The sequence below is a fragment of the Pseudomonas sp. FW305-7 genome (assembly GCF_058786735.1).
Genome location: NZ_JBYSZA010000036.1, coordinates 11,563 through 34,518, shown reverse-complemented (window position 1 = coordinate 34,518; position 22,956 = coordinate 11,563). Strand labels below are relative to the sequence as shown.

Sequence of the window (22,956 nt, the reverse complement as noted above, 5' to 3'; positions counted from 1 at the left end):
TGTGTTGTGGATATTGGTCTACGCTTGCATGCAAGACTGCCGGACTAAGCTTGGCTGAGCGTTGTTGGCTCGGTCTCCGTTACGAATGGGCAAGGAGGGCATTGCGACCCGGCTGGCCATGTAAGGATGCTGACGAATGCCGCGTATTGATGTTCCCGTATTACATCGTGGTTTACGCCCTTTGTTCCGAGTCGCACTGTGCAGCCAGTTGCTTTGGCCGGCACTGGCGTTTGCCGACACACCCTACGATCAGATGGTGCGGGACGCCCGTGCCGGGCAGACCACGCCTGCGCTGAATGTGCTGCGTCAGGTGCCGCCGGGTCAGTCGACCACCGGACAGATCAGCGATCACCTGCAGATCGCCAGTTGGGCCGGGCTCGACGCCGAAGTGGTGCAGGTCTATGAAACCCAGGGCCGCGACCGCGTCCTGCCGGTTCAGGCGCTGACCGCCACGGCGCGTGCCTACCGCAACCTCAAGCGTTGGGATCAGGCGACTCAGGTCTACAACAAGGCGCTGGCGCTGGAGCCGGACAATGCCGACCTGCAACTGGGCCTGGCCCTGACTCAGGCTGACGCCGGCAAACCCGACGAAGCGGTGACCCGCGCCAAAGCGCTGGTAGCGGCCAAACCCGATGATCCGTCGCGCCGTCTCGCATTGGGCTACGCCCTGACCCGCGACAACAAACCCTACGATGCCCTGTTCGAATACGATCAGGCTTTCAAGCGTGCCGGCAGCAAACCGGAAGTCGCCCGCGAATATGTGGTCGCCCTGCAAAAGGCGCGTCTGCCCGAGCCAGCGTTGCGCCTGGCCAATCAACGTCCCGGTCTGATCGATCCGGTGACTCTGCGTCGCCTCGAAGGCGATCTGGCTGCCGAGCGCGTGCGTCTCGCCGAACTGGCCACCCGTAGCGAAAAAGAACGCTACGTCATCGCTGATCGCGCCTTGGCCGATTACGACAAACTGCTCGCCACCTGGACGCCGGATGCCACGGCTCACGACGACGTGATCCGCTGGCGCATCGACCGCATGGGCGCACTCAAGGCCCGCGCACGCACCGCCGACGTCATCACTGAATATCAAAAGCTGCAAGCCGAAGGCGTGAAGATTCCGACCTATGCCCTGCGTTGGGTCGCGGCGTCGTACCTCGATCAGCGTCAGCCAGAAATCGCCACCGACCTCTATCGCCAAGTGCTGGCGGCGCCGGACGCCGATGTCGGCGATCGCCTCGAAGACACCACGGCGTTGTACTACTCATTGCTGGAAAGCGACCGCGCTGAAGATGCACGCAAAGTCGCCGAGGATGCCGCCAAATCACAGCGCCCACGCATCGAACTCAAGGGCCTGCCGATCGGCAACCCCAACGACGAATGGATGGATGCCCAGCAACTCGCGGCCCAGGCCGGTACCTACGGTTCTGATCTGCCCCACGGTGAGGAGCGCTTGCAAACCCTCGTCGATCAGGCGCCGGGCAACATCGGCCTGCGTCTGGCTCAGGCCGATTTGTACCTGGCCCGCAACTGGCCGCGCCGCGCAGAAATGCAGCTCAAGGAAACCGAGAGCATGGTGCCGCGTGACATGGGCCTGGAAATTGGCCAGGCCCACACGGCCATGGAATTGCAGGAATGGCGGCAAATGGATGCGCTGACCGACGACGTCGTTGCCCGTTATCCGGATAACCGCCAAGTGCAGCGTCTGGCCCGCGAGCGCGAAGTGCATGACATGTCCGAACTGCGCGTCGAAGCCTATGGCGGCAAGGCCAATGGCGGCGGCAGCGGCAATGCCGGAGCGGTCAGCGGCAGTCGTGATTTCGGTATCCAGACGACGCTGTACAGCCCTCCGATCGACGAAGACTGGCGCGTATTCGCCGGTGCCGGTTACGCCACTGGCGATTTTGCCGAAGGCACTGGCAACCATCGTTTCCAGCGCGTCGGTCTGGAACGTCGTACCCGCGACATGACCCTCGAAGCCGAAGTCTCCAACCACTCCTACGGCTACGGTGACAAGCAGGGCGCGCGTTTGGCGATCGCCCGCGATATCAACGACAACTGGCAGTACGGCGGCAGCCTCGAATACCTGTCAGCCGAGACGCCGTTGCGCGCGCTCAACAGCGATATCAAGGCCAACGGCGGCAGTGGTTTCATCCGCTGGCGCGCCAACGAAAGCCGCGAGTGGAAACTGTCGGTGAGCCCGTCGCACTTCAGCGACGGCAACAACCGCGTCGAAGCCTTGCTCACCGGTCGCGAAGGCGTTTACAGCGCGCCGAACGTGCAGGTTGATGCGGGTCTGGAAGTCGGCACCAGCCACAACTCCAAATCCGATGACGTGCCGTACTTCAATCCCAAATCCGACTTCAGCGTGATGCCGCTGGTCAACGTCAATCACGTGCTCTACCACCGCTACGAAACATCCTGGAGCCAGCAGTTCCAGGCCGGCGCGGGGACGTACAGCCAGCGTGATCACGGCACCGGCGGCATGGCGCTGCTCGGCTACGGCCAGCGTTATGCCTGGAACGACGTGTTCGAGGTGGGCGGTTTGTTCAGTGTGATCAACCGGCCCTACGACGGTGATCGGGAGACCGATCTGCGTCTGCTTGTCGACCTCACTTTCCGCTTCTAGAAGAGTTTGAAGATGCCTTTTATTTCGCGTTTCATCCTTCTGCTGGGAGCGCTGCTGGTCAGCGCCTGCGCCCAGCAAGCTCCGGCCTTCGCCCCGCCGTCGGAGCGCCCGCTGGCGGCCAGCGAAAAACCTTGGCCGAAAAATCATGTGCTGGGCATTGCCTATCACGATGTCGAGGATCGCGATCCCGATCAGGCCGTGGTCGCTGTGCGCACCGAGCGCATGATCGAGCAGCTCGCCTGGTTGCGCGAGAACGGCTACAAACCGGTGACGGTCGACCAGATCATGGCGGCGCGCAGGGGTGGCCCGGAGCTGCCGGCGAAAGCCATTCTGCTCAGCTTCGATGATGGTTATTCGAGCTTCTACACTCGCGTGCTGCCGGTGTTGCGCGCCTATAACTGGCACGCACTGCTGGCACCGGTCGGCACCTGGATCGACACGCCACTGAATCAACCGGTGGACTTCGCCGGCGCCCCGCGTGCACGTTCCGACTTTCTCACCTGGGATCAGATACGCGAGATTTCCCAATCCGGACTGGTGGAAATCGCCGCCCACACCGACGCCAACCACAAGGGCATCCTCGCCAACCCGCAGGGCAACATGCAGCCGGCGGCGGCGACCCGGCGCTACGATCCGGTGACCAAACGCTACGAATCCGAGGCTGATTTCCAGGCGCGGATTCGTACCGACGTGAACAACATCTCGGAGAAGATCCGCAAGGTCACCGGTAAAAAACCGCGGGTCTGGGTCTGGCCATACGGCACGGCGGACGGCACTTCGCTGACCGTGGTCGGCGAAGAAGGCTATGAAATGGCCTTGACCCTCGACGACGGTCTCGATGCCCTCGACAACCTGATGAGCAGCCCGCGTTTCCTCGTCGCCTCCGACCCGGACGGCGAGCATTTCGCCAACAGCGTGGTCGGGGTGCAGTCGGATTTCGCCATGCGCGTGGTGCATGTCGATCTGGACAACGTTTACGATCCGGACCCGGCGCAACAGGACATCAACCTTGGCAAACTGGTCCAGCGCATGGCTGACATGGGCGCCAACACGGTGTTCCTGCAAGCCTTCGCCGATCCGAAAGGCGATGGACTAGTGCATTCGCTGTACTTCCCCAACCGTCACCTGCCGGTGCGTGCAGACATCTTTGATCGCGTCGCCTGGCAGTTGCGCACTCGGGCCCACGTCAAAGTCTTTGCGTGGATGCCGGTGCTGAGTTTCGGCCTCGATTCGAAGTTGCCGCGTGTGACCCGTTGGGACCCGAAAACCGGCACCACCTCGGTAGACCCTAATCAGTACCAACGCCTGTCGCCATTCGATCCTGAAGTCAGGCGAATCATCGGTGAAATCTACGAAGACGTGGCGCGCCTGACGTCGGTCGACGGCATCCTCTATCACGACGACGCGGTGCTCTCGGACTTCGAAGACGCCAGCCCTGAAGCCTTGAAAGCCTACGCCGCCCAAGGCTTGCCGAGTTCGATCGCGGCACTGCGCGAAGACCCGGCGGCGATGCAGCGCTGGACGCGCTTCAAGAGCAAATACCTCATCGACTTCACCAACGAGCTGACCGCCAAAGTCCGCGCCATTCGTGGTCCGCAGGTGCTGACCGCGCGCAACATCTTCGCCGAGCCGATGCTCAATCCGCACAGCGAAGAGTGGTATGCGCAGAACCTCGACGACTTCCTCGCGACGTACGACTGGACGGCGCCGATGGCCATGCCGCTGATGGAAAAACAGACCCAGGCAGAGTCCGGCCCATGGCTGGAGTCGCTGGTGCAAACCGTGAGCAAACGCCCCGGGGCGCTGGACCGCACCGTGTTCGAATTGCAGGCCCGGGACTGGACGAAAAAGGATCAGGCCAATATCGATGGCGCGCATCTCGCGGACTGGATGGGTCGCCTCAAGCGTCAGGGCGCGACCAGTTTCGGCTACTACCCGGACAACTTCCTCGACAACCTGCCGGACCTGAAAACCGTAAGGCCTGCACTCTCCAACAAATGGAACCCATGACATGCTGGATAGACTGTTAGCCCTGCTTGTTCTGGCGATTGTCCTCGGCGTTCCGCTGGGGCTGATCTTCCTGGTCACCGGGCAGTTCCTGATGGACTTCGTGTTCTTCTACCCGTTGTTCATGTCCGGGTTGTGGATTGCCGGTGGCCTGTATTTCTGGCTGCACTGGGAGCGCCACTGGCCGTGGAAGGACGACACGTTGCCGCCGCCACTGGAAGGCGAGCCGCTGATCTCGATTCTGATCCCCTGCTACAACGAAGGTGACAACGCCGCCGATACCATTCACGCGGCGCTGGCCCAGCATTATCCGAACATCGAAGTCATCGCGATCAACGACGGTTCCAAAGACAACACCGCCGAAGTGCTCGATCGCTTGGCCCAGGAAGATCCGCGCCTGCGCGTGCTGCATCTGGCGGAAAACCAGGGCAAGGCGGTCGCCCTGCGCATGGGCGCCATCGCCGCGCGCAGTGAGTATCTGGTGTGCATCGACGGCGATGCGCTGCTGGCGCCGAACACGGCGGCCTATCTGGTGGCGCCAATGCTCGACAACGCGCGTTTGGGTGCGGTGACCGGCAACCCCCGAATTCGCACGCGTTCAACGCTGGTCGGGCGGGTGCAGGTCGGTGAGTTCTCGTCGATCATCGGTCTGATCAAACGTACGCAGCGGGTGTTCGGGCGGATCTTCACCGTCTCCGGCGTGATTGTCGCGTTCCGCCGCACTGCGCTGAACCGGGTCGGCTACTGGAGCCCGGACATGATTACTGAAGACATCGACATCAGCTGGAAGCTGCAACTCGATCACTGGAGCATCTTCTACGAGCCGCGTGCGCTGTGCTGGATTCTCATGCCGGAAACCCTCGGCGGGCTGTGGAAGCAGCGCTTGCGCTGGGCACAGGGTGGTGCCGAAGTGTTGTTCAAGAACATTCGCGGCATCTGGCAGTATCGCCATCGTTATCTGTGGCCACTGCTGTTCGAATACTGCCTGTCGACCGGTTGGGCGTTTACCTTCCTTCTGTCGGTGATTTTCTGGGGTGTCGGCAAGTTCGTGGTCATGCCGGACGCCATCGCAGTGGATCACCTGATGCCACCGGCGTTTACCGGGCTGCTGCTGGCCTTCGTCTGCCTGGTGCAGTTCGCCGTCAGCATCATTATTGACCGTCGCTACGAACCGGGTCTGGGCAGGACCATGTTCTGGGTGGTCTGGTATCCGTTGGTGTTCTGGTTGATCAGCCTGCTGACCACGCTGGTCAGCTTCCCGAAAGTGCTGTTCGGCCAGCATCAGAAACGTGCGCGTTGGGTCAGCCCTGATCGGGGGATCAAGCCGGTCGGGGACGACGAAGAGGAGGTCATCAAATGAAAATCATCCGGACCCGTCAACGACCATTTCTGGTTGTGGTCGATGTGATTCTCACCGTGCTGGCGTGGATTGGCCTGCTGTTTCTGCTGGTACGCGGGCTCTGGCCGTTGATCGAAACCCATGCCGGCGGACCGCGCATCGACAACTCGGCGTTTGAAGCGCTGGGTACGTTAGAGATTTATCTGTGGGTGGCGTTGGTCAACGCGGTGATCCTGATTTCCTGGGCGCGTTATCAGCAGCGCAAAAGCAGAAGTTTTGCCCAGCGGCGTTTACCTTCACCGGTGATCGACGACGAAGGGCTGAGCAAAAGTTTCAAGCTGTGCGATGACCGCTTCCAGAAACTCCGCACGCCGGGGGTGATGACCATTCACAACGATCAGGAAGGCGATATCAGTCAGGTGGTGACGCATTTCTGGCCGGTGCAGCAGGCAGAGTTGCCGCCACCGTTGGTGCCAATCGAACACCCGCGAGTGATCTTTCTGCACGCCGAGGATGACGACAATCGCGAACCTCTGACCCGGCTTTGATCGTTTCCATGCTCAGCGTGGGAACGATCAAGATCGGTGGTCAGATGTGGATCAGTGTCCAGGCTTCTTCCATTGGCAGAGGCTGTTTCATGCGTTCAGCCAGCAGCGCCATCGCTCTTTCTTTCTCGCACGCTACGGCGGCAACAACGATGCCGTTACGACCGAACAGACCGATGAAGGGCGGCTGTTCGGGCTCGCCGAGAAAATCCACTTCATCCCATTGTTCGGCATGGCCGAGGTAGTCGTAATTCTTGCCGAAATGCCAGGTCCAGAAATACGGCACATCGAGGTAATGCTCCTCGCCACCGAGCATATTGGCCGCCGCGATCCGTGCGTGTTGCTGGGCCAGACGCCAGTGTTCGATGCGTTGGGGCTGGCCGTTCAGCGGGAACGTGGCGATGTCGCCAATCGCCCACAGACCTTCGGTCACGCGCATGCCGCCATCGACGCGCAACGACAGGTCTTGCTCCCGGGGTAACGAGGCAAAAGCCTCGGTGGCCGGGTTTACGCCGATGCCTGCCAGCACCAGATCGGCTGAAAGGCGCAATCCATTGTCCAGCAGCACTGCCTCGACTTTGCCGTCACCGATGATCTCTGTCGCCTCGTGCTCGGTAATGAATTTCACGCCGTTTTTTTCATGCAGCGTGCGGATCGCCTTGCCCACGGCTTCGCCGAATTGAGCCGCGAAAGGCACTGCATGGCGGGCGAGTATCGTGACGTCGAGGCCAAACTGACGCAGTGCCGAGGCACATTCGAGGGCGATGAAGCTGTCGCCGATGATCACTGCGCGTTGATCGGGCTGGGTGGCGTTGATGATCTGCTCGGCCTGGGCCTTTGAGCGCAGAACGAACACGTTTGGCAGGTCAGCCCCGGGCAACTGCAACGGGTTGGGGACGCCGCCAGTCGCCAGCACGGCGGCGCTGTAATGCAGTGTGCGGCCATCTTTTAAATGAACGGTTTTTCCCTCGGCATCGAGCGCAACGACTTCGCCTGAAACCCGATTGATGTGCTGTTCGCGGTAAAAGTCGTCATCGCGCAGCGATGGGATTTCTTTGGAGGGCATTTCTCCGGCGAGGACAAACTTGCTCAGTACCGTGCGGTCGTAACCGGCCTCGGGTTCGTGATCGATCAGCACAATGCGTCCGCCGAAACCCTTTTCCCGCAGCGCCGCTGCACACGCGGTGCCCGCCGCTCCGGCGCCGACAATCACGAATGTGCGCGCATCGTCTGCTGGCGGCGTGTGTGGATCCGGCAGCGGTTGATCATCCACCCAGATGTCTTCGCCGCGCAGCTCCAGTGGGTAGCGCTTGAGGCTATCGAGGGCGGGCGGTTCGCATAGAGCGCCGTCTTCCACGCGAAAAACAGCCTTGTGCCATGGACAAATCAGGCGCCCGTTGCACAACGCACCGTCAGCCAAAGGCGCGCCGGCGTGTGGGCATTCACCCTGAAACGCGCGTAATTCGCCGGCGGCGCGCAGCAGAACAATTTTGCAGTCGCCGATTTTCACTTCCAGACCACGGTCTTCAGGGACATCAGCGAAACAGGCGACACGGTGCAGGGACATATTCGGCTTCCTCGCGGGCATTTCTCATACGAGTTTGCGCGACAGTGCGAGGTTCAGCCATTTGCTACTGCCACGGCACGAACGGTACAGCTATAGTTTGCAAGCCGACGACGGCCTCACTGCACAAGGTGCTCCCGGAATGACCCGATTGACCTCTCTCAACCCTTGGCTGGCGGCCGTTGCCGTTGCCCTTTGCGTGCAGTTTCCGGCGCAGGCGGCCCAGGAGCGCTTCACCCTCGACATCCCCGGTGTCTCGGACAATCGCCTGTTCACCTCGGCGGCGGCAAGCGATGCGGCAGGTTGCGGCGGCAAGAACCAGTCGCCGGCCTTGAGTTGGAACGCCGGGCCTGCCGGCACCCTGAGCTACGCGATCGTCATGCACGACCCGGACGGCCAGAAAGGCCTGGGCGTCGATCACTGGATTCATTACGGCATCAAAGCCACGACTCACCAGATCGCGGCGGGTGTCGGCGCCAAATCCGCATTCGAAGGCGTCGGCGGCACGAACAGCAAGGGCAACACCCACTACATGGGTCCGTGCCCTCCGGTTGGCGACAGCGCTCACCACTACATCATTCAGATTTACGCTCTGGATCTCGCACCGGACGCCTTGCCTGCCGGTCTGACCCGCGCCGAGCTGATGGAAAAAATCAAAGGCCATGTGCTGCGCAACAGCAGCGTAGTGCGGCGTTATCACCGCTGAAAAATTTTTTTAGCGGCGTTTAACCCGAACTGAAAGGGCTGCCCGTCTCAGTGGATGAATGATCACTTTCATCCCGAGGTCAGCCCCATGTCCCTTCCTCTGCCTTCTCTGCGACCTGTAGCGGTCGGTGTGTTGCTGGCCGTCGCCGGTTGCGGCGTTTCTTCCAATCCTGAATCGGCTGCTGCGCCAGCTCAGCCTGCAGCCTTGGTGCAACATGAGGTGATCCTCGCCGATGCCGCGATGGCCAAGCGCAGCGCGCGTCCGATGCCCATTGCCAGCTTCGCGGCGATGCCTGCCGGGGAAAGTTATCCACAGGGCTATCGCGACGAGCCGCGTGAGCAATATCAAACGCTTGCCGACAACCCGATCCACAGCGTCGCCGACACTCCGGTTTCAACCTTCAGCGCTGACGTCGACACGGGCGCTTACGCCAACGTCCGCCGCTTGCTCAATCAGGGGCGCCTGCCGCGGGAAGGGGCGGTGCGGCTGGAGGAAATGGTCAATTACTTTCCCTACCATTACGCACTGCCCAGCGATGGCTCACCGTTTGGCGTGACCACCGAACTGGCAGCTTCGCCGTGGAACCCGCACACACGATTGTTGCGCATCGGCATCAAGGCGTCCGACCGCGCGGTGGCCGAACTGGCCCCGGCGAATCTGGTGTTTCTGGTGGACGTGTCAGGCTCGATGGATCGTCGCGAAGGCCTGCCACTGGTCAAAAGCACGCTGAAATTGCTCGTCGATCAATTGCGCGAGCAGGATCGCGTATCGCTGGTGGTGTATGCCGGCGAATCGAGAGTGGTACTGGAGCCGACGTCCGGACGGGAAAAAGCGAAAATTCGTACAGCCATTGAGCAATTGACCGCAGGCGGCTCGACCGCTGGCGCCTCCGGTATCGAACTGGCTTATCAAATGGCGCAACAGGCTTTTATCGCCAAAGGCATCAACCGCATCCTGCTGGCCACCGACGGCGACTTCAACGTCGGCGTCAGCGACTTCGACAGCCTCAAGCAAATGGCTGTGGATAAACGCAAAACTGGAATTTCCCTGACCACCCTGGGTTTTGGTGTGGATAACTACAATGAACACTTGATGGAACAATTGGCCGATGCCGGCGACGGCAACTACGCCTACATCGACAACCTGCGCGAGGCACGCAAGGTACTGGTGGATCAACTTGGCTCGACCCTCGCCGTGGTGGCAAAAAACGTCAAATTGCAGGTGGAATTCAACCCGGCGCAGGTCAGTGAATATCGTCTGCTCGGCTACGAGAACCGTGCCTTGAAACGTGAGGACTTCAGCAATGACAAAGTCGATGCTGGCGAAATCGGTGCAGGACACACGGTGACCGCGTTGTACGAAATTGTTCCGGCGGGGGAGAAGGGCTGGCTGGAGCCGCTGCGTTACGGTCAATCCGACAAGGCTGTTTCCGAAAAGAACGGGGAATTGGCGATGCTGCGTGTGCGTTATCAACAGCCCGATGGTGGGAAAAGTCTGCTGATCGAGCGGCCGATTGCCAGTCAGGTTGCATCGGCCAGCGAAGACCTGCGCTTTGCCGCCGCCGTCGCCGCGTTTTCCCAGCAACTCAAGGACGGCCGCTACACCGGAGATTTCAGCCTGAAAGACACCGAAGCGTTGGCCCGTGGCGCACGAGGCGATGACCGTTTTGGCCTGCGTAACGAGTTTGTGCAATTGGTCGAATTGGCGCAGAGCCTGCGCAACACAACCGCATCGAATACGCTGTCCACTGAGCGACGGGTTGAATAAGTGAGTCGTCTGAAAAGCTTCCTCAATCAGCTGTTTGCTTCACCAGACAGCCCGACCGCCAGCAGCGATGAAGCGTTGCTGGCGCGTTACCGCGAGGGCGACGGCGCGGCGTTCGAGATCTTGTACGCCCGTCATCGTCAGGGCCTGTATCGATTTCTGCTCGGTTTGAGCGGTAAACCGGAGCTTACCGATGAGGTCTTTCAGGAGACCTGGCTGAGCCTGATCCGCAGCGCCAGTCAGCCACAGGGACGGGCGACCTTTCGTACGTGGCTGTTCCAGATTGCCCGCAATCGCCTGATTGATCACTGGCGCAAGCACGGCGCCCAACAGCCACTGCACGACAGTTACGATGAACAGGTCCACGCTGTCAGCGATGAGTCGACCGATCCTGCAGAATTGCTCAACCTCAGCCGCGACAGCCTGCGTCTGGAAAACGCCCTGCAAACCCTGCCCGCCGACCAGCGCGAGGTGTTCCTGCTGCGCGCCCACGGCGACCTCGACCTGGCACAAATCGCCAGCCTTACCGAAACACCGCTGGAAACCGTCAAGAGCCGCTTGCGCTACGCCCAGCAAAAACTGCGTCGGCTGCTGGCCGAGGAGGTACTGACATGAACGACGCCCGCCAGACACCCGAAGAACAACTGCTCAAGCACTATCGCGAGCAACACCACGACGAACCGCCCGCGCACCTCGACGCGCGCATTCTCAAGGCAGCTCACCGTGCAGCGCCAACACCGAAGCCAAGCCTTTGGCAACGCTGGCTCGACGCCTGCCGCAAACCGCGCTGGCAAGTCGCGTTCGCCAGCCTGGTTGGCGTCGCCCTGATGCTGTCGCTGGTGCAACGCGCGCCCGAACCGCAGCCGCAATTCGACTTTGCCCCTGCCGCCAGACCCGCGGCCCCGGTGGCCCGCGAACAAGCAACGGAAGCATTCGCCGCCCCTGCGGGCACCTTCTCCGGACCCCCGCCGAGGGTGGACATGACCGCGCCGATGCAGAGCGAAGCCATCCTCGTCGACGAAGCCCAATTCAGCAAACGCGCCGCTGCCCCGGCCAACGGCCTCGACGCACAACTGCGCGAAGTCCTGCGTCTGCGTGAGTCTGGCCAATCACAAGCCGCCGACAGTCTGTTCAACAACCTGCACAAACGCTACCCGAACGCCGACCTCGACGCCCGGCTCGAACAAATCCAGAAGAACTGACCGCCCTGTTCGCCCAGCCATTTGGCATTGCCCCGCAAAAACGCGCACTATCGGGTCATAGCTGAATCGCTGGAGAACACCGTGGCACCAAAAATCGACCGCATCGCCCAACTCCTCAATTGCCCGCAAAAGGGCGAAGAGATGCGCCGCGCGATTACCGAAGCGCGTAAGGAGTTTCTGCTGAATCAGCCGGAAGAGGATGTGCTTGAGGAAGAGGACGTCTTTGAGGAGGAGGTTGAGGGGGAAGAAGACGAGGATGAGGATTACGATGAGTTTGATTGGACGACGGAGTAAATGAGCTTCAGGTGCGGGTCCAGCGCGTAGTTGCCTGATCCAAGGCTGCGGGGTCAGGGCCGACTCTTTCTTGAAATGCCGCGAAGTGCCTCAATGGCGGACCGTTCGCCCTCTGTTTCTTTCAAAGCTCTGCGCCGTTCGGCATAGATCTCATATTCAGCTCGGGCTTTTTCTTCTGCTGCTTGATTACTGGTGTGTCCCGATCCCTGCAAAATCTGGCGGCTGTTGAATTCCAAAAATTGGTTCAGTTTCTCCTGCCAGTCACGCAGGAAAATCTGCTTGCGCATCAATGCTTGATCTTCTGCGAAATCCAGCCACATCGTAACGATACGATTAAGAGCATTGATCTCCTCTTGAGTGAGATAGTTTTTAGCGATTGTGACATCGCTTTTACGCACTTCATCTCCCTTGAAGTTGGTTAGACCCATATGCGCTTTTGAGGCGTCAACGCGCTGTGCTATTAACTCAGCGGCAGTCAAGCCGGTGCTGGCGAAATGAAGTTTATTTTGGATGATCTGAAAGAACGCAGTCGTGTCCTTGTTGGATGGCACATAATCGGCCGCCATCGCGAAGATATCCTTCACCCTCAAATAAACCCGCCTCTCGCTGGCTCGAATATCTCGGATGCGCTCAAGCAGCTCATCAAAGTAGTCAGGTACCTGTGAGTGCCCTACGGGAGGGTTTCTCAATCGCTCGTCGTCCATGACGAAGCCTTTAATCAGGTACCCTTGAAGTACTTGCGTGGCCCATTGACGGAATTGGGTTCCTCGTTTGGAGCGGACACGGTATCCCACCGCGATAATCAAGGGCAGGCTGAAATACTTGACGTTGTAAGGTTTGTTGTCGGCGGCAGTTGTTCGGTAAAACCGAACAACTGAATCCTCCGACAACTCGCCCTCGGCAAAAATATGGCTTATATGTTCGCTGATAGTAGCCTTGGCCTTACCGTACAGTTCGCAAATCATGGACTGCGATAGCCAAAGCGTTTCGGACCCGAATCGACATTCCAGGCGGACCTGGCCGTCGGAGCTTTGAAAAAGCAAAAGCTCTCCTTGAGGGGCGGCAGGATAGTCTGTGTCGTTCTGATCAGTCATTGAGTTATTCCGCGACCAGTTCTGGCGAGTCTATAAATTGTTTGGAAAGGACTCGGGGGAGGCTGCATAGTGTGGCGAAAACCGCTGACCTAATGAACCCAATTGTCGTGAAATTTTGTTTCCAGACTCGATTTTTTCATAAGTTCATTACCCACAAAAAAGCCCCGGACCATCACAGTCCGGGGCTTTCTCGTTTAAATCAGTGGTGCACCAGGCGGGATTCGAACCCACGACCCCTGCCTTCGGAGGGCAGTACTCTATCCAGCTGAGCTACTGGTGCAGCGGGCGACATCATACCTAGGTCGGCTCGGGGCGTCCATGCTGGGTTTCGGCGGGTTTTGTCAGTGCGCGTGTCGGTTTGAGTGCCTGCATTCCATAAAGCTGTAACGTCCTGCAAAACCCTCGCTTGGCGCTTTCGCGGGGCTGATCTATGGTTTCGCTGCGGCGGATGCTTTTTGCTCGTTGATCTGAAAATTTCCACAAACACGCCGTTTTTGTTCTTTTTTTCGAACGCCCTATTGTCCTTTAACCCCTTTGCTCCTAGGATCCGTTTGAGATTTCAAACGCTCTTTGATTGGGTGTTGAAGCGCAGGTGTTTCGAGTCGTGCACTGTCTTATGCGCCTCACCCGGTCACTGATTTCCCTGACGGCAGCCTTGCGAGGCGCCTTTCTACAATCATAATTTGCTCCGCGCAGGCCGCGGTGCTGTTAAGGAAAGCCGACATGCAGCTTAAAGACACCCTGTTGTTCCGCCAGCAAGCGTTTATTGATGGCGCTTGGGTCGATGCGGACAACGGTCAGACGATCAAGGTCAACAACCCGGCCACTGGCGAAATCCTCGGCACCGTGCCGAAGATGGGCGCTGCCGAAACCCGCCGTGCCATTGAGGCCGCTGACAAAGCGCTGCCGGCCTGGCGTGCACTGACCGCCAAGGAACGTGCAGGCAAGCTGCGTCGCTGGTTCGAACTGATGATCGAGAACCAGGACGACCTCGCTCGCCTGATGACCCTCGAGCAGGGCAAGCCGCTGGCCGAAGCCAAGGGCGAAATCGTTTACGCCGCTTCGTTCATCGAGTGGTTCGCCGAAGAAGCCAAGCGTATTTACGGTGACGTGATTCCGGGCCACCAGCCAGACAAGCGCCTGATCGTGATCAAGCAGCCGATCGGCGTGACCGCAGCGATCACCCCGTGGAACTTCCCGGCCGCGATGATCACCCGTAAGGCCGGCCCAGCGCTGGCTGCTGGTTGCACCATGGTGCTCAAGCCTGCTTCGCAAACCCCATTCTCCGCTTTCGCCCTGGCCGAACTGGCCCAGCGTGCCGGCATTCCTGCCGGCGTGTTCAGCGTGGTGTCCGGCAGCGCTGGCGATATCGGCAGCGAGCTGACCAGCAACCCGATCGTGCGCAAGCTGTCCTTCACTGGCTCCACCGAAATCGGCCGTCAGCTGATGTCGGAATGCGCCAAGGACATCAAGAAAGTCTCGCTGGAACTGGGCGGTAACGCGCCGTTCATCGTGTTCGACGACGCGGACCTGGATAAGGCTGTCGAAGGCGCGATCATTTCCAAGTACCGCAACAACGGCCAGACCTGCGTCTGCGCCAACCGTCTGTACATTCAGGATTCGGTCTACGACGCATTCGCCGAGAAGCTGAAAGTGGCTGTGGCCAAGCTGAAGATCGGCAATGGTCTGGAAGACGGCACCACCACTGGCCCGCTGATCGACGAAAAAGCCGTGGCCAAGGTGCAAGAGCACATCGCTGACGCCGTAGCCAAAGGCGCAACCGTGCTGGCTGGCGGCAAGGCGATGGAAGGCAACTTCTTCGAGCCGACCATCCTGACCAACGTGCCGAAAAACGCCGCTGTGGCCAAGGAAGAAACCTTCGGTCCGCTGGCGCCACTGTTCCGTTTCAAAGACGAAGCCGAAGTGATCGCGATGTCCAACGACACTGAGTTCGGTCTGGCCTCGTACTTCTATGCTCGTGACCTTGGTCGTGTGTTCCGTGTAGCGGAAGCGCTGGAATACGGCATGGTCGGCGTCAACACCGGGCTGATCTCCAACGAAGTCGCGCCGTTCGGCGGCATCAAGGCCTCGGGCCTGGGCCGTGAAGGCTCCAAGTACGGCATCGAAGATTACCTGGAAATCAAATACCTCTGCCTGGGCATCTAAGCCGGGAAAGGGATCGCTGCAAACGCAAAGGGCACGAGAGCGCTGTCCCTTTGCGTCGTTTCAAACCGGAATTCTCTCTGCGGCCGGGAACGCCGTGGCAGTCGATCATCGCATGCTGCCACCGCCGATTCCTACCGCTTAATCCTTGAACCACGCCGCCCGATGAGCGGTGAATGAGGACTGTAATGAGCAAGACTAACGCTGAACTGATGGCCCGCCGTACCGCAGCTGTTCCACGTGGTGTTGGCCAGATTCACCCGATCTTCGCCGAGTCGGCAAAGAACGCTACCGTGATTGACGTTGAAGGTCGTGAATTCATCGACTTCGCCGGCGGTATCGCTGTGCTGAACACCGGCCACGTGCACCCGAAAATCATTGCTGCCGTGACCGAACAGCTGAACAAGCTGACCCACACCTGCTTCCAGGTACTGGCCTACGAGCCGTACGTTGAGCTGTGCGAAAAGATCAACGCCAAGGTGCCTGGTGATTTCGCCAAGAAAACCCTGCTGGTCACCACCGGTTCCGAAGCCGTGGAAAACGCCGTGAAAATCGCCCGTGCCGCCACTGGCCGTGCTGGCGTGATTGCTTTCACCGGCGCATACCACGGTCGCACCATGATGACCCTGGGTCTGACCGGTAAAGTCGTGCCTTACTCGGCCGGCATGGGCCTGATGCCAGGCGGCATCTTCCGCGCGCTGTACCCGAACGAACTGCACGGCGTGAGCATCGACGACTCGATCGCTTCCATCGAACGCATCTTCAAGAACGACGCCGAGCCGAAAGACATCGCCGCGATCATCATCGAGCCGGTACAGGGTGAAGGTGGTTTCTACGTCGCGCCGAAAGAATTCATGAAGCGCCTGCGCGCGCTGTGCGACCAGCACGGCATTCTGCTGATCGCTGACGAAGTACAGACCGGCGCTGGCCGTACCGGTACTTTCTTCGCCATGGAACAGATGGGTGTTGCTGCCGACCTGACCACCTTCGCCAAATCCATCGCGGGCGGCTTCCCGCTGGCCGGTGTTTGCGGCAAGGCCGAATACATGGACGCCATCGCGCCAGGCGGCCTCGGCGGCACCTACGCTGGTAGCCCGATTGCTTGTGCTGCTGCCCTGGCAGTGATGGAAGTGTTCGAAGAAGAAAAACTGCTGGATCGCTGCAAGTCTGTCGGTGAGCGTCTGGTCACTGGCCTGAAAGCCATTCAGGCCAAGTACCCGGTCATCGGTGAAGTCCGTGCCCTGGGCGCCATGATCGCCGTTGAGCTGTTCGAAAACGGCGACAGCCACAAGCCGAACGCGGCTGCAGTGGCGTCCGTGGTGGCCAAGGCTCGCGACAAGGGTCTGATCCTGCTGTCCTGCGGCACTTACGGCAACGTGCTGCGCGTACTCGTACCGCTGACCTCGCCGGATGAGCAACTGGACAAAGGTCTGGCGATCATCGAAGAGTGCTTCTCGGAGCTGTAAGGCTCTGAGCGATGTGACTTGATCGACAAAAAACCCGCTTCGGCGGGTTTTTTTATGCCCCTTGAAACACATCGAGCGCTTTAGCGCTGTATCGAAAGGCCAGCATTGGCTAAGGTTCAGGCATTGCAAGGGAGAGCGCGCATGACTGCCGTTGATTTACCCGCCGTACCCCGAGTGCTGATTGCCGAGGCCGATCCATGGTCTCGCGACTTGCTCAAACAAGTGCTGCTGAACGTACGTTGCGATGCGCGGCTGGACCTGTGTGCCGATGGCCAGCAAGCAATGTCGATGCTCAGCGAAGTCCCTTATGACCTGGCCATCGTCGACTGGGAATTGCCCGGTATCGATGGCTTGAGTGTTTTGCGCAGCGTGCGTCAGCGTAAACGCAATCCGCCGCTGCCCTTCATTCTGATGAGCAGCCGCAACGACAGCGCCAGCGTGCGCGAAGCCATACCGCTGGCGCCCACGGCGTATCTGACCAAACCGCTGAACATGGAAAGTCTGACCGAGCGTTTGCAGGGTTTGTTGCTCAATGCCGGGGAAGAAGTGTTCTGTGAGATCCCGGCATTGGCGCCGGGCATGACCTTGTCAGTCTTTCTTGAGCGGCGCCGTGAGCAGGCTGATGGCGCACCGTTGATGACCGATGTGCAGTTGGCGGTCAAACGCAGCCTCAATCCCAATGGCCTCGATCTGAAGCTGCTGGAAGATGAGATCAAAACCGATCCACAAATCACGGCAGTACTGATCGCAGCGGCCAACAGTGCGGCACAGCACCATGGCGCCGCGGTTCAAACGCTCGCGCAGGCACTGCATCGACTCGGCACCGGGCAGAGCATGAACCTGATTCTGGGGTTGGCGCTCAAGCGCAGCGCCAGACTCAGTGACCCGTGCCTGGCGGATTACGCCGAGCGATATTGGGGGCTGTCGCTGCATACGGCCGAATACGCCCGTACGCTGGCGCGCCTGTTGGACCTGGATCAGGAGCGCTGCTACTGCGCAGGCATGCTGCATCGTTTGGGTGATCTGGCATTGCTGCGTTGTTTGCAGGAGTGGCAGCAGGCCGGTGGAGCGCTGGATGAGCTGGAGGAGGTCGGTGAAGCGTTGGCCGAGTTTGGCGCCGCTTATGGTTCGGCGCTGCGCACTCGCTGGCGGTTGCCGCTGGAACTGCGCGAGTTGATTGCCTCGGTCTATCAGCTTGGCGGCGGGGTGTATTCCCGTGAGGCGCTGGTGATGAACATGGCTGCGCAGTTGGCGCGTCTGACCGAGCATGACGGTGTTGAAGAACTGGCGAAGAGCCGCACGGCGCGGTTGCTGAAGATCGGATTGCCGGAGTTGATGCGGATGCGCAAGTAGTCTGACTTACGCAAACACTTGTAGGAGTGAGCCTGCTCGCGATAGCGGAGGGTCAAACGAACCATGGGTGTCTGACACTCCGCTATCGCGAGCAGGCTCACTCCTACCATGGATCTCTGTATGGCTGAGATAAGGTTCAGGCAGAGATAACGCGGTTCTTGCCCTGTCGTTTGGCCTCATACATCGCCGCATCCGCGCGGGCGAACAGACTGTCGAGGCTTTCGTCGCCTTCGCTGAGACGGGCCAGACCCTGGCTGACAGTAATGCCGAACGTCTGGCCTTCATGACTGAAGCTCAAACGCTGAATCTCCTGTTGCAGTCGCTCGGCTACCTGCATGGCCATGTCCGGCGCACAGCCCGGAAATACTGCGGCAAACTCTTCACCGCCAATTCGCCCGAACAGATCACCCCGGCGTAAAGAACTGCGCCCGCACTCGGCGATCTGTTGCAGCACGGAGTCGCCCATGGGATGACCGTAGCTGTCGTTGATCACTTTGAAATCATCGATATCCAGCAGCAGGAAAGCCAGTGGCGCACCCTGCAAACGCGCTTCTTCGAACTCGCGATTGGCGCACTCGAAGAAGTGCCGACGATTGCTGCTCTGGGTCAGCACGTCGGTGGTGGCCAGGCGTTGCAGCTCGTTTTCCATCTGCTTTTTGTCGGTGATGTCCTCGGCAATGCCGACAATGATCACCGGTTGCCCGGGTTCGTCCTGACGATTGATGAAGCATTTATCGCTGAGCCAGCGCACTTTGCCGTCAGCGGCGATGATGCGGTATTCGCGATTTTCGACGGCCCCGGTGTGCAGGACTTCGGCGAGGCTGCGTTCGGCGTAATCCAGATCGTCAGGGTAGATGCTGTCGCGCCACTGGTTGGAGTCGGCCAATAAAAGGCCTGCAGAGCGACCGAAAATCCGCTCATAGGCAGGACTGACGTAGAGCACCTGACGGGTTTCCCAGTTGAAAGCCCAGAGTACGGCGTTGACGCTGACCAGCAGCGAGCTGAACAGTTGCTCACGTTCGCTCAACCGCGCCACTTCGCCTTGGGCGTGCATCAGCGCCATCAGGGTTTGCGCGGCCTCGGGCCATTGCGGGAGGGATGAGTCTTTTTGATTGTTGTTGACCATCGGCACAGTTCTCAAAGGGCGTGCCGCAATTCGACAACGGCCACAGTACAGCCCGCCGGGATGGCGAAGTGTCTTTGAGATAGGGGAATGGAAGCGAAGTTCCCAGCGGCAGAGGGGTTCTGCCGGGCGGTAGTGGCGACGCGTTTCAACAATGAGAACGCGTCGTCAAAATTGCGCTAGCTACGCTACCGATCGGGGATAAATCCCCTCGCCACAGGGGATTCATTCAACACAATCAGGCTGCGGCGGGGCGCAGCGAGTAGGTTTTCAGCTGATCGGCAAATTCGCGCAGGGACTGGATGCCGCTGGCCTCGGCCTCGTGTACCCACTCCTTGATGGCGGCGAGCATGTCGTGGCCATTGGCGCTGGTCTTGACCCAGATCTGCTGCAGGGCCAGGCGTTTTTCGTAAATGACTTTCAGCGCCTGGCTGTGCTCGAGGATGTTCTGGATGCGTGCGTGGTGACGATCCTCCAGCAGGCTGGTTTCCCGCGACAACAGGCGTTTGGCCCGGTGAAACTGGTGGCGCACCGAATGATCGACCTTGGCCAGTTCCTGCTTGACCAGCGGCCCGATCACCAGCTTGCGGTACTGGGCCATGATCTGGAAGCGGTTGTTGAGGATCGCCATCGCCGTGTCCATGTCCAGATTGCCTTTGCCTTCGACACGGTGAGCAATCGGCGCAACACGCTGCACCTTGGCCAGACGCAGGAAACTGAAGACTTTGATCCACGCCCAACCGAGGTCGAACTCCCACTTCTTCACCGACAGCTTGGCCGAGTTAGGGTAGGTGTGATGGTTGTTGTGCAATTCTTCGCCACCGATCAGGATGCCCCAGGGCACCAGATTGGTCGCCGCGTCGCGGCACTCGAAATTGCGATAGCCGACCGCATGACCGAGACCGTTGATCACGCCGGCAGCCCACACCGGGATCCACATCATCTGGATCGCCCAGATGGTGATGCCGATGGTGCCGAACAGCAGCAGGTCGATGACGCCCATGATCGCCACGCCCAGCAGCGGGTAGCGGCTGTAGACGTTGCGCTCGATCCAGTCTTCCGGGCAGTTCTTGCCGTAGATGCGCAGGGTTTCCGGGTTCTGGGCTTCGGCGCGGTACAGCTCGGCGCCGGTACGCAGTACGGTGGACAAACCCTTGATGACCGGGCTGTGCGGGTCATCTTCGGTTTCGCATTTGGCGTGGTGTTTACGGTGGATGGCGGTCCACTCGCGAGTGTTCTGCGCCGTGGTCAGCCACAGCCAGAAGCGGAAAAAGTGCTTAAGGCCGGCATTCAGCTCCAGCGAGCGATGGGCCGAGTAACGGTGCAGATAGACCGTGACGGCGACAATTGTCACGTGAGTCATCAGCAGGGTGACTGCGACCAGTGACCAGGCCGACAAGCCAAGAAAACCTTCGTACCACATAGGCTATAGGGCCCTCGATAAAGATAAAAACAGCCGTTGCATTATCACCAAGCACACAGATAAAACCAGTCGCCCTTTCAGATAAGAGTCGCTGGATGTTTCTTGACCTATAATTCCAACCTTTTTGTAGGGACATGGACAGCCGAATGTCTGCCACTTATCGCGATGCCTTGCGTGCAGCGCTGCTCTATCTTGTGCTTGCCGCCGTGTGGCTGCTGGGCACTGATCATTTATTAAACAGTTTCTTCGATAACTCCGCCGATATTGCGCGATGGCAACTGATCAACGGTTATGTATTCGCCGCTGTCAGCGCCGGGCTGATCTTTCTGGCGCGGGCGCGGCTATGTGAATTTCTCGGGATCGGTGCGCGATTGCGCGAGCGTCATGCCGACCGTGAGCGCCTGCGCCAAGCGGCCGCCGTGTTCGATTGCACCCGTGAAGGGGTGCTGGTCACCAACCATCATGGGCTGATCGTTCACGTCAATCGCGCGTTCATCGAGATCACCGGTTATCAGCGCGAAGAAGTGCTCGGCCAACAACCGAGCCTGTTCAAATCCGGCCATCATCCGCCGAGCTTCTATCAGGCGATGTTCACTACGCTGGAATCCTTGGGCGAATGGAGTGGCGAAATCTGGAACCGGCGTAAAAGCGGCGAAATTTATCCACAGTGGCAAACCATCCGCGTCATTCATGATGATCAGGGCCGGCTCAGCCATTACGTGGCGGTGTTTTCCGACATCAGCGCGATCAAGCATTCCGAACATGAGCTCAAGCACCTCGCCCACCACGATCCGCTGACCGATCTGCCCAATCGCCTGTTGTTCGGCGACCGTGCCGAGCAGGCGCTGGCGTCGGCGCAGATTCATAAGCGCGGTTGTGCGCTGCTGTTGCTTGATCTGGACCACTTCAAGATGATCAACGACAGCCTCGGGCATAACGTCGGCGACCGCCTGCTCAAAGCGGTGGCCGCGCGTTTGCAGGCGTTGTTCGGGCCGGGCATCACATTGGCGCGCCTGGGCGGCGACGAATTCGCCGTGCTGGCGGAAAGTTGTCCACAGCCCGGCCAGGCGGCGGCGCTGGCCCAGCGCATTCTCGACGCGCTCAAGGAGCCGTTCTGCTTTGATGGCCACGAGCTGTTCATCAACGCCAGCATCGGCATCAGCCTGTTCCCCAGCGACGCGCTGAGCGCCGATCAGTTATTGCGTAATGCTGACGCGGCGCTGTTCAAGGCCAAGGGCAGCGGACGTAATGGGTACGCGCTGTACACCGAAGAACTGACCGCCCACGCCCAGCAACGGGTGGAAATCGCCTTTGAACTGCGCCGGGCCCTGGAACAGCAGGAACTGCGGGTCTATTACCAACCGGTCCATGATCTGCAAACCAGCCGTCTGATCGGTGTCGAAGCTTTGGTGCGCTGGCAGCATCCACAGCGCGGGTTGGTGTCGCCGGCCGAGTTCATTCCAATCGCCGAGCGCACCGGGTTGATTGCCGAAATCGACGCCTGGGTGATGCAGCAGGCTTGCCGGCAGATGTGCCAATGGCAACTGGACGGTGTGGTGCTGTCGTTTGTCGCGGTGAACGTGTCGTCGCGACTGTTTGCCCGACGCGAGCTGTATCAGCAGGTCGCGCAGGTGCTGCGCGACACCGGGCTGGATCCGGCCTGTCTGGAACTGGAAGTCACCGAAAGCGCGGTGATGGACGACCCGGAAGTGGCGCTGGAGCAGATGCATCGTTTGCGTGAATTGGGCATTCGCCTGGCGATTGATGATTTTGGTACGGGCTACTCGTCGTTGCTGAGGCTCAAGCGTCTGCCGGTGCAGAAATTGAAGATCGATCAGGGCTTTGTTGCCGGGTTGCCGTGGGACGAGGATGACGCGGCGATTGTCCGGGTGATCATCGCGCTGGCCCGGAGCATGGGCATGCAGGTGCATGCCGAGGGGATCGAGCAGGGTGAGCAGGCGGCGTTTCTGCTGCAGCAGGAATGTGATCTGGGGCAGGGGTACTGGTTTGGGCGGCCGGTTCCGGCGATGGAGATTGATTGGGCGAAAGCACCTGTTATCGGTTAACAAGTCCTGTTATGGCTGACACAAAACCTGTGGTGAGGGGATTTATGCCCGATGGCGCGCGCAGCGGCCCCAAAAAATCGGGACTGCTACGCAGTCCATCGGGGATAAATCCCCTCACCACAGGGTTATCTGTCGGCCCCGGATACGCGCAAACCCTTGCTCCGCCAGATAATGTTTTCTAGTTATATAAACATTCTTAAATAGTCTTTTTAAGAATATCCGCGCCTCTC

At 59.7% G+C, this 22,956-nt stretch carries 17 protein-coding genes and 1 tRNA gene; 13 read left to right on the top strand and 5 right to left on the bottom strand.

What is annotated here, in order from left to right:
- Positions 1-136 precede the first annotated feature (136 nt).
- The 4 genes from pgaA to pgaD are packed head-to-tail and all read left to right on the top strand — an operon-like array spanning position 137 to position 6,511.
- Positions 137-2,617 (top strand): poly-beta-1,6 N-acetyl-D-glucosamine export porin PgaA, encoded by a 2,481-nt coding sequence (pgaA, locus tag AC3WMT_RS27835; RefSeq protein ID WP_103306500.1) that lies wholly within the window; start codon positions 137-139, stop codon positions 2,615-2,617.
- A gap of 12 nt (positions 2,618-2,629) precedes the next feature.
- The gene (gene pgaB, locus AC3WMT_RS27830; protein WP_103306501.1) at positions 2,630-4,627 is read left to right on the top strand and encodes a poly-beta-1,6-N-acetyl-D-glucosamine N-deacetylase PgaB; all 1,998 of its coding nucleotides are present in this window, start codon (positions 2,630-2,632) and stop codon (positions 4,625-4,627) included.
- Between the two features lies 1 nt (position 4,628).
- Positions 4,629-5,984, top strand: coding sequence for a poly-beta-1,6-N-acetyl-D-glucosamine synthase (gene pgaC, locus AC3WMT_RS27825; protein ID WP_103306502.1), 1,356 nt, complete (start codon positions 4,629-4,631; stop codon positions 5,982-5,984).
- Entirely contained in the window at positions 5,981-6,511 is a 531-nt protein-coding gene (gene pgaD / locus AC3WMT_RS27820; protein WP_103306503.1) for a poly-beta-1,6-N-acetyl-D-glucosamine biosynthesis protein PgaD, read from the top strand. Before pgaC ends, pgaD begins: the two co-directional genes overlap by 4 nt.
- A gap of 40 nt (positions 6,512-6,551) precedes the next feature.
- Here pgaD and AC3WMT_RS27815 read toward each other — a convergent pair whose 3' ends face one another.
- Positions 6,552-8,075, bottom strand: coding sequence for an FAD-dependent oxidoreductase (locus AC3WMT_RS27815; protein WP_103306504.1), 1,524 nt, complete (start codon positions 8,073-8,075; stop codon positions 6,552-6,554).
- Between the two features lie 139 nt (positions 8,076-8,214).
- Here AC3WMT_RS27815 and AC3WMT_RS27810 point away from each other — a divergent pair, with 139 nt between their 5' ends.
- The 5 genes from AC3WMT_RS27810 (at position 8,215) to AC3WMT_RS27790 (ending at position 12,038) form a co-directional block, all read left to right on the top strand.
- Positions 8,215-8,778: a YbhB/YbcL family Raf kinase inhibitor-like protein gene (locus tag AC3WMT_RS27810; RefSeq protein ID WP_103306505.1), complete on the top strand. Its 564-nt coding sequence runs from the start codon at positions 8,215-8,217 to the stop codon at positions 8,776-8,778.
- A gap of 87 nt (positions 8,779-8,865) precedes the next feature.
- Positions 8,866-10,545: a vWA domain-containing protein gene (locus tag AC3WMT_RS27805; RefSeq protein ID WP_103306506.1), complete on the top strand. Its 1,680-nt coding sequence runs from the start codon at positions 8,866-8,868 to the stop codon at positions 10,543-10,545.
- The gene (locus AC3WMT_RS27800; RefSeq protein WP_103306507.1) at positions 10,546-11,157 is read left to right on the top strand and encodes an RNA polymerase sigma factor; all 612 of its coding nucleotides are present in this window, start codon (positions 10,546-10,548) and stop codon (positions 11,155-11,157) included.
- On the top strand, positions 11,154-11,744 hold the full coding sequence (locus tag AC3WMT_RS27795; RefSeq protein WP_103306508.1) for a hypothetical protein: 591 nt from the start codon (positions 11,154-11,156) through the stop codon (positions 11,742-11,744). Before AC3WMT_RS27800 ends, AC3WMT_RS27795 begins: the two co-directional genes overlap by 4 nt.
- Before the next feature lie 21 nt (positions 11,745-11,765).
- Positions 11,766-12,038, top strand: a complete 273-nt coding sequence (locus AC3WMT_RS27790) for a hypothetical protein (protein WP_177431455.1) — start codon at positions 11,766-11,768, stop codon at positions 12,036-12,038.
- Positions 12,039-12,091: 53 nt separating this feature from the next.
- On the opposite strand, the gene AC3WMT_RS27785 is transcribed toward AC3WMT_RS27790, so the two are convergent.
- Together AC3WMT_RS27785 and AC3WMT_RS27780 are read right to left on the bottom strand one after the other, a co-directional pair.
- A complete protein-coding gene (locus tag AC3WMT_RS27785; protein WP_103306510.1) occupies positions 12,092-13,132 on the bottom strand; it encodes a virulence RhuM family protein in 1,041 nt (346 codons plus the stop codon).
- A gap of 203 nt (positions 13,133-13,335) precedes the next feature.
- A tRNA-Arg gene (locus AC3WMT_RS27780) sits at positions 13,336-13,412 on the bottom strand.
- A gap of 443 nt (positions 13,413-13,855) precedes the next feature.
- Between AC3WMT_RS27780 and gabD the strand changes: the two genes are divergently transcribed.
- From gabD to AC3WMT_RS27765, 3 genes are all read left to right on the top strand, one after another.
- Positions 13,856-15,298, top strand: coding sequence for an NADP-dependent succinate-semialdehyde dehydrogenase (gene gabD / locus AC3WMT_RS27775; RefSeq protein WP_007917688.1), 1,443 nt, complete (start codon positions 13,856-13,858; stop codon positions 15,296-15,298).
- A 185-nt stretch (positions 15,299-15,483) separates the two neighbouring features.
- Positions 15,484-16,761, top strand: a complete 1,278-nt coding sequence (gene gabT / locus AC3WMT_RS27770) for a 4-aminobutyrate--2-oxoglutarate transaminase (RefSeq protein ID WP_103306511.1) — start codon at positions 15,484-15,486, stop codon at positions 16,759-16,761.
- Positions 16,762-16,902: 141 nt separating this feature from the next.
- Positions 16,903-18,114 (top strand): response regulator, encoded by a 1,212-nt coding sequence (locus AC3WMT_RS27765; protein WP_103306512.1) that lies wholly within the window; start codon positions 16,903-16,905, stop codon positions 18,112-18,114.
- A 136-nt stretch (positions 18,115-18,250) separates the two neighbouring features.
- Here the strand turns inward: AC3WMT_RS27765 and AC3WMT_RS27760 are convergent, their stop codons facing one another.
- The gene (locus AC3WMT_RS27760; protein WP_103306513.1) at positions 18,251-19,240 is read right to left on the bottom strand and encodes a GGDEF domain-containing protein; all 990 of its coding nucleotides are present in this window, start codon (positions 19,238-19,240) and stop codon (positions 18,251-18,253) included.
- Between the two features lie 235 nt (positions 19,241-19,475).
- Positions 19,476-20,660: a delta-9 fatty acid desaturase DesA gene (desA, locus tag AC3WMT_RS27755; protein WP_103306514.1), complete on the bottom strand. Its 1,185-nt coding sequence runs from the start codon at positions 20,658-20,660 to the stop codon at positions 19,476-19,478.
- Between the two features lie 146 nt (positions 20,661-20,806).
- Between desA and dibA the strand changes: the two genes are divergently transcribed.
- Complete coding sequence (dibA, locus tag AC3WMT_RS27750; RefSeq protein WP_103306515.1) at positions 20,807-22,726, top strand: phosphodiesterase DibA; 1,920 nt, start codon at positions 20,807-20,809, stop codon at positions 22,724-22,726.
- The last annotated feature ends 230 nt before the right edge of the window (positions 22,727-22,956 follow it).